Origin of the sequence: Acinetobacter sp. EKM10A (assembly GCF_011075215.1) — a bacterium.
In the GTDB taxonomy this organism is placed as follows: Bacteria; Pseudomonadota; Gammaproteobacteria; order Pseudomonadales; family Moraxellaceae; genus Acinetobacter; species Acinetobacter baumannii.
The window spans coordinates 111,487-118,952 of record NZ_JAALLK010000010.1 but is presented as its reverse complement, the minus strand read 5'-3'; the positions used below and the strand labels follow the sequence as shown (position 1 = coordinate 118,952).

At 35.2% G+C, this 7,466-nt stretch carries 5 protein-coding genes and 1 pseudogene; 4 read left to right on the top strand and 2 right to left on the bottom strand.

The features are described from left to right. Positions 1–131: 131 nt before the first annotated feature. The gene (locus tag G9371_RS13425) at positions 132–638 is read right to left on the bottom strand and encodes a GNAT family N-acetyltransferase (protein WP_001019957.1); all 507 of its coding nucleotides are present in this window, start codon (positions 636–638) and stop codon (positions 132–134) included. 192 nt (positions 639–830) lie between these two features. Between G9371_RS13425 and G9371_RS13420 the strand changes: the two genes are divergently transcribed. From G9371_RS13420 to G9371_RS13405, 4 genes and pseudogenes are all read left to right on the top strand, one after another. Beyond that, entirely contained in the window at positions 831–2,987 is a 2,157-nt protein-coding gene (locus tag G9371_RS13420; RefSeq protein WP_029424714.1) for a TonB-dependent siderophore receptor, read from the top strand. Positions 2,988–3,293: 306 nt separating this feature from the next. After that, a pseudogene (locus tag G9371_RS13415) lies at positions 3,294–4,406 on the top strand (OmpW/AlkL family protein). 179 nt (positions 4,407–4,585) lie between these two features. Beyond that, positions 4,586–4,717, top strand: coding sequence for a hypothetical protein (locus G9371_RS13410; RefSeq protein WP_000161254.1), 132 nt, complete (start codon positions 4,586–4,588; stop codon positions 4,715–4,717). Positions 4,718–5,147: 430 nt separating this feature from the next. After that, entirely contained in the window at positions 5,148–5,573 is a 426-nt protein-coding gene (locus G9371_RS13405) for a hypothetical protein (RefSeq protein ID WP_000720298.1), read from the top strand. Between the two features lie 73 nt (positions 5,574–5,646). Here the strand turns inward: G9371_RS13405 and G9371_RS13400 are convergent, their stop codons facing one another. Next, positions 5,647–7,233, bottom strand: coding sequence for an ATP-binding cassette domain-containing protein (locus G9371_RS13400; RefSeq protein ID WP_029424715.1), 1,587 nt, complete (start codon positions 7,231–7,233; stop codon positions 5,647–5,649). Positions 7,234–7,466: the final 233 nt, after the last annotated feature.

The window sequence follows — 7,466 nt, the reverse complement described above, 5'->3', positions numbered from 1 at the left end:
AAATAAGGTAGCTTAACTAGAGCAGAGTATCACTTATAAATAAGCTTTTAGTTGTTCAAACATGTGGGACCACCTCTCTTTTGTATTTCTTATAATTAATAAAATCTATTTTTAATAAAGAAAATTCTAAATTAGTCTTGGGCATTAAATGCTTCATGGTAGCTTACATCACCTTTAGGAACATAATTTTGAAAACTTAAGGCTTGGAAGTATTCAGGGGGTACTCCAGGTAGTTTTAGGTCAGGGTATGCCTTAAAACCAAAGCGACTGTAATACTTTGGATCACCTAATAAAACACAACCTTTTGCGCCTGATTTTTTTAATTTTTCTAAAGAGCTATTCATAAGCAATGATCCAATGCCTTGTCCTTGCTTATTCGGCGCGACAGAAATAGGTCCTAAGCCATACCAATTCTTTTCACCTGATGAAATTTGCACTGGTGAAATTGCCACATGCCCAACAATAGTATTATCTTCAACCGCAACTAAAGACACTGTAAGTTGTTTGTGCTTTCTTAAACTATTAACAATAAAGTGTTCAGTATGGCTCGTATGTTCAGCATTTAGAAATGCCGCTTTAGTCAATTCTTCAATTTCTTTAATATCTTCTTCTCGCTCATCGCGAATAAAAATATTCATCTTAAGTTTGATCCGTTTTTCTCAGCTACTCTTTTATTTTTAGCATCAATCGGCTTAGTTAGGAATAAATTTCAATCATAAAAACTTGTATAATTCATAAATAAAATAAATGAAAGTAATATTGATAATCAGTATTAAATGATAATTATTCTTTGTATTATTCATGTAATTTTTTAAAGCTACTTAAAGATTATGCAAAGGACTACGAAACACTTTCAAATTAATGCATTAGCATTTGCAATAGCAATGAGCACAATTTCAGCGCATGCAGAGACTGATCAGCAGACTTCGGAATATGGAACTCTTCCTACCATTAAAGTAAAAGCTGGAAGTGGCGAAGAAAATGAAAAAAGTTATATAGCAGGGAAAACAGAAACAGCGGTACCACTGGGTTTATCCGTTCGTGAGGTTCCACAATCTGTTTCCGTCATTACTCAACAGCGTTTACAAGACCAGCAATTGTCAACTTTGGTTGAGGTCGCCGAAAATGTTACAGGGGTAAGTGTCAACCGTTATGAAACCAACCGAGGTGGAATCTATTCACGTGGTTTTGTAGTAGATAACTATATTATTGATGGTATTCCCACCACATATAGCTTGCCTTGGTCTTCAGGTGAAATTTTCTCAAGTATGGCCTTATATGATCATATTGATGTAGTTCGAGGGGCAACAGGTCTTACATTTGGTGCTGGAAATCCATCTGCTGCGATTAATATGGTTCGTAAGCGTGCTACGAGTACAGAGCCAACTGCTAACGTAGAAGTGAGTGCAGGGAGTTGGGATAATTACCGTGTTATGGGTGATATTGCCAACTCCCTTAATCAATCAGGGACAGTACGTGGACGAGCAGTGGCCCAATATGAACAAGGCGACAGCTATACCGACTTGTTGTCTAAAGAAAAGCTAACTTTACTGTTAAGTGCTGAAGCAGATTTATCTGAAAATACCCTTTTATCGGGTGGGGTAACTTATCAGGAAGATGATCCGCGTGGACCAATGTGGGGAGGTTTACCTGTCTGGTTTAGTGATGGCACAAAAACGAACTGGTCTAAAAATACCACTACAAGTGCTGACTGGACACGCTGGAATGTTAAATATACCAACCTATTTGCAGATTTAACTCATAAATTTAATGACAACTGGTCAGCTAAACTGTCTTATTCTTATGGTAAGCGTGATGCTAATTCTAAACTTTTATATGTTTCAGGTAGTGTAGATAAAAATACTGGTCTAGGGCTATCTCCTTATGCATCAGCGTATGACCTTGAGGTAGAGCAAGATAATGCTTCTTTGCAGCTCAATGGTAGTTTTGATTTGTGGGGCTTAGAGCAAAAGGTTGTTTTGGGTTATCAATATTCCAATCAGGACTTTACAGCGTATGCTCGTTCAACTGATACAAAAATGGAAATTGGCAATTTCTTTGAATGGAACGGCAGCATGCCTGAGCCAGTGTGGAATGCACCTACACTCAATGAGAAATATAATATTGAACAAAATGCACTATTCGCTGCGACTTATTTAAATCCGATTGAGCCTCTAAAATTTATTTTAGGTGGACGTTTTACAAATTATGAAAAGAATATATATGGTCGTAGTTCACCCATAAAATATGACCACGAATTTGTTCCTTATGCAGGTATTATCTATGATTTCAATGATGTCTATACTGCATATGCAAGTTATACCAGTATTTTTCAGCCTCAAGACAATAAAGACTTTGATGGAAACTATTTAGACCCGGTTGAAGGAAACAGTACTGAAGTAGGCTTAAAATCTGCATGGTTTGATGGACGTTTGAATGGTACTTTAGCGCTTTATCATATTAAGCAAGACAATTTAGCTCAGGAAGCAGGACAAGTTACTCGTAACGGGGTAAAAGAAACCTATTATCGGGCAGCAAAAGGTGCGACGAGTGAAGGTTTTGAAGTTGAAGTAAGTGGACAAATCACACCAGACTGGAATATTACAGCAGGTTATAGCCAGTTCTCTGCCAAAGATGCAAATGATGCCGATGTTAATACCCAACTTCCTCGCAAGATGATTCAGACATTTACCACCTATAAATTACCGGGCAAATTAGAAAACATAACCGTGGGTGGCGGGGTAAATTGGCAAAGCAGTACTTATGTTAATGCTAAGAATCCGAAGAAAGTTATTGAGAAAGTTGAGCAAGGAGATTATGCACTTGTAAACCTTATGGCTCGTTATCAAATTACAAAAGATTTTTCGGCTCAGCTTAATATTAACAACGTATTTGATAAAAAATATTACGGTGTTTTCCCGGCATATGGCCAAATTACTTTAGGTGCTCCTCGAAATGCGGCACTAACACTACAATATAAGTTTTAATGAAGTTATTTTTTTAAAGCACCTAAGGGTGCTTTTTTTATAATTCTAAAAAAGAGCTAAGTATCAAAATAGCACTGGTTTTTACCTCTATTTTTTTACCATTTGATAAAATTATTTTTAACTAAAATTTTACCGTTCGTCTGCTAATTAAGATAAATAAGTCATAAATTTATATATGGAAATGTGATGGAGTTAACTTAAATTTATTTGCTTAAAAATTATACTAATTGATAAAAAATATAACTTGGCTATATTCCAAGAACATATTGCAGAGTTAGTAATATGCATTTCTAGGATGGAATAAAAATGAAAATAAAATTATCGAAAATAGTAATAGCCAGCTCATTATTGATATTTGCAAATATGAGTTATGCAGAGGGAGTAAAACGGTTTTCTGTCTCGGCAGGTTGGTTACATGTAATGCCTCAAGGTAAAGCTAATCCATTTAATATCAATACAAGTGTTAAAAATGGAACAGTTGCTAAAGTTGGAAGCATTTCGCCGACCAGTTTCTTAAACTCCGTTGATCCTAATGCTACAGAGGTAGATGTAGGCGGTGAACCTTTTAATCAAAAAGAGTTTCTTGAACTCGCTTTAAATGATGACTTTTTAAAAGGGCTCTTACTTGATGAAGAAGGCAATATAAAACCTGAAGTAGCAGGTGAGGCAACGATTCAAGGGTTAGAGCAGTGGCATCAAAATGATGCCGGCCTTGAAGTAGATGACACAGACACATTAGGGCTTATGTTTAACTATTACCTCAATGACAATGTGTCTTTACAATTTATTGGAGGCATTCCCCCTAAAGTCGATATTAAAGGCCAAGGTGAAATCTTGGCACCATTAAGCGGTGTCGCGTTGTCACCAAATGAATTAGTTAAAATTCTTTTTCCGAACGGCATTACCTTAGGTCAAGCAGTCCCGATTACTAACTTAGGCAATAAACCTAAAGCAGCTAGTGTTCGTGCTTGGACCCCTGCAATTGAAGCACAATATCAATTTGGGAAGAGTGGCGTGAACAAGTTTAGACCTTATTTAGGTGTGGGGTTAATGTATGCTCATTTTAATGATATTAAGCTAAATGACGAAATTCGTTCTGACCTGATCTCTGCAGGTCATATGATTCAAAATGTGTTAGATGGTAAGGCTGGGGCTGCCTTGGATCGTAAAGAGTCGAGTGGAAATATGGTGGTTAAAGTAGATGCAGATGATGCGATTGCGCCTATATTTACTGCCGGTTTTACTTATGATTTTAATGATTCTTGGTATACGGTTGCCTCAGTATCTTATGCAAAACTAAATAATTGAACGCAAATTGATGTCATTAACCAAAATACGGGCGCTCGCTTAATTCATGGGTCAACTAAAGTTGATATTGATCCGATCATTACATATTTAGGGGTGGGCTACAGATTTTAATTTTTTAATCATTTGAAGCAGTATCCTGAAGATGAATTCAATAAACTAAAATCTTTGGGATACTTTTTCATTTTACATTTCTTTGTGAACACTACAAAAAAGTCTATAAATCTATGCTGATCGTAATATTAATAGCCAGTATTTATAAGCTAATCAATTAAAACTGTATGAGGTGAGATATGACTAAAATTATCGCTACCCTAGGTTTAGCAGCAATCGTTTCGCTTTCTGTGGCGGCTTGCCAAGGTGAGAATGATACTAAACAGCAAGATAAAACCACGACTCCACACTCAATGGATAAAGACTCCTAATTTTTATAAATTTTAAAGCCTATCGTTAGATGGGCTTTAAAATAACTTTGCTGCGTCTTGCTATTGCTATTCCTAGCTATTGTTAGGGATCAAACTCATCTTGCGTTAATAAGACAACCCCCCTATAGAAAAATATGAATCTTCTTTTGTATGTGCCAGTTGGTTTCCATAACTTGCATTGAATTAAATACGGTTTTTATAGGCCATGTACTTAAAGCCACTTTGATAAAATGACTCATTATGACCATTACCATAAATTTCGGTTGTAAAAGCTAAAGGGTTGATAAGTTAATTTTAATGACAATCATTTTTGAATAGTGATGAAATAACTTACAAATCCAAACGCTACTCATCAAATCTATACATAAAGTTAAATTTAATAAAAATTATCTTTCTTATAATAATTTAAAAATAATTTTGAGGACTAAAAATGAAAAAAATCATTAAAATTTTATTATTATCTAGTTTGATTTCATCTATACCATTATCTGTAGTTGCTAAAAATGTTGAGACTAAAGTAAGCTTTTTAAAAGATTCTTCTCAAATTACGTTAACCGGAAAGTTTCAAGGTTATGATGATGTAAGATATCGAGTTTTTGCAAAAAGTGGACAGATTTTAAAATTTAATATTAATAGTTATGGTAATTTAGCTTATATTAATATTTTCGCTCCAGGTCAAAAGCCTGGTAAAGATAAGCCATTATTCGTGGGTTCGACTGTAGGTTTTTCAGGTGAAGTAACGCTACCTGTCGATGGTGATTATATTGTTCAAGTTTATCAAATGAAAAAAAGCGCACAAAGAAATAGAGCAGTTTCTTTTAATCTAGATCTACAAATATTAGATAATAAAAAATAAAATGATAATTAAAAGATTTATATAAAAGCTCTAATAGTTAGAGCTTTTATAGAGGCATAAAAATAGCGTAGTGTTAATTTAAATAAATTGAATCAACAATCCCGCATTTTTCAACAAAACTTAAATCATGTGAAACTAATAGCACAGCACCCTCATAATTAGAAATAGCATTTGCAAATAACTCTCTTGACTCGATATCTAAGTGGTTTTCTGGTTCATCAAGTAATAAAAGTTCAGGCATAGGCTGAGCATGGCTCAAACCTAGTAAAGCAACTTTTAACTTCTCACCACCACTGAGTTGAGCTAAGGGATATGTGCTTTTATCACCACGAATCCGAAGTTGACCTAATAAATTTCTCCACTCTAACTCAGAAATATTTGGGTTAATATTTCTTAAGTTTTCAACAGCAGAGAGATGGTCTAATAAAAAGCTAAAGTTCTGATCGAGATAGAAGCAATTTGCAAACAGTTTAATTTCATCTGTAGCAGTTACAGCAGATTGATCAATCTGTTTCAGCAAAGTTGATTTCCCAATACCATTTCGGCCAACCAAATGAATCTTTTGACAAGCTTTTAAGGCGAGATGAATTGGTTGTTGTGTCCCATAGTTGAGTTTTAAGTTATCAATTCTAAGAATTTCTCCTGTTCTTTTGTGAAAAGAGGGAAATATAAATTGTTGGGGCTTAACAGTTTCTAGAAGTACTTTTTTACTCTTCAAGTCTTGCTGGCTTTGATCGATTTGACGCTGATGTTGAGAATGAATTGCTCCTAGGCTTTGTCCAGCCTGTTCTTTTTTAAAATCGAGCAAAATTTTAGCTTGAGAGTTTGAGTCACTAAGTTTGTTGCCAGCACGCTCACGTTTTTGGGCTTTCATTAAAACTTCATGCCGCTTTTGCTTCATGTGCTTAACTTCACGTTGATGCTGATGTACTGACTGTTCTAAAGCCTCGATTTGGGACTGATATTGCTCATAAAATTTTTCATAATTTCCTGTAGTGTGCTGTAGGCCATGCTCATTTAAGTGATAAATATGGTCGACTTCATTTAGCAAAGTCAGATCATGACTAATAATCAGAGCGCCTATTGGATGTTTCTTTAACTGAGCAATTAACCACTGTCTAGCTTCTTGATCGAGATGGTTGCTTGGCTCATCAAGTAATAGGTAATGATCAGTTTTTAAAAATAATGCGGATAAGGCTAACTTGGTTTTTTGGCCTTCGCTCAACTGCTTAACAGGAAAGTCTAAATCGGTTGGTAGCTGAGCAGATCGTAGTAAAGCTTCCCAAATATTAGGAAGATCCCAATGTCCTTCTAACAAATCATAATCATCGTATTCAGCTTCGCCTTGTTCCACTCTTTGAAAAGCGTTGTAAAGATGGTTGACCTCTAAAGCTTCTGCAATTGTGTCTGATTGGAGACGAGTGAGCTGAGATAAATATGCATGGTTTGTTTGCCAGTTTATTTGACCACTTATATGCATTTCTGTAGTGGGTGAAATCTTGTGAAGCAATTGCATAAGTAAAGACTTACCTTGACCATTGCGGCCAATTAAGGCTGATACTTGATGATGCTCAAGTGAGAAATTCAATTCTTTAAACATCACTTTTGAAGGAAACTCCAAAGTGAGTTGTGATATTACACATGCCTGCTGCTGAGTCATAAGAACCTCATAAATACAGGATGTACAAAATAGGAGTGTAAAGCTTTAAATAAAGACGCTAAGTCACTAAAGAATAGTCTATTTTGCACATCAAAAAAGAGAAAATTGATGAGAAAAAGACTTACTTCATTGGCGTGACTCACAAAATAGAGGGTAAGAGAGCAATAGTGTATAACGGTTTTTAAGCTGTGTAAAACTTATGCATTTTTTATGATAAAAAGCCTAATCAATGG

Bases quoted from the DNA above. Each gene is read 5' to 3' on its own strand.
- G9371_RS13425 (WP_001019957.1), bottom strand. From the start codon at position 638: ATGAATATTTTTATTCGCGATGAGCGAGAAGAAGATATTAAAGAAATT.
- G9371_RS13420 (WP_029424714.1), top strand. From the start codon at position 831: ATGCAAAGGACTACGAAACACTTTCAAATTAATGCATTAGCATTTGCA.
- G9371_RS13410 (WP_000161254.1), top strand. From the start codon at position 4,586: ATGACTAAAATTATCGCTACCCTAGGTTTAGCAGCAATCGTTTCGCTT.
- G9371_RS13405 (WP_000720298.1), top strand. From the start codon at position 5,148: ATGAAAAAAATCATTAAAATTTTATTATTATCTAGTTTGATTTCATCT.
- G9371_RS13400 (WP_029424715.1), bottom strand. From the start codon at position 7,233: ATGACTCAGCAGCAGGCATGTGTAATATCACAACTCACTTTGGAGTTT.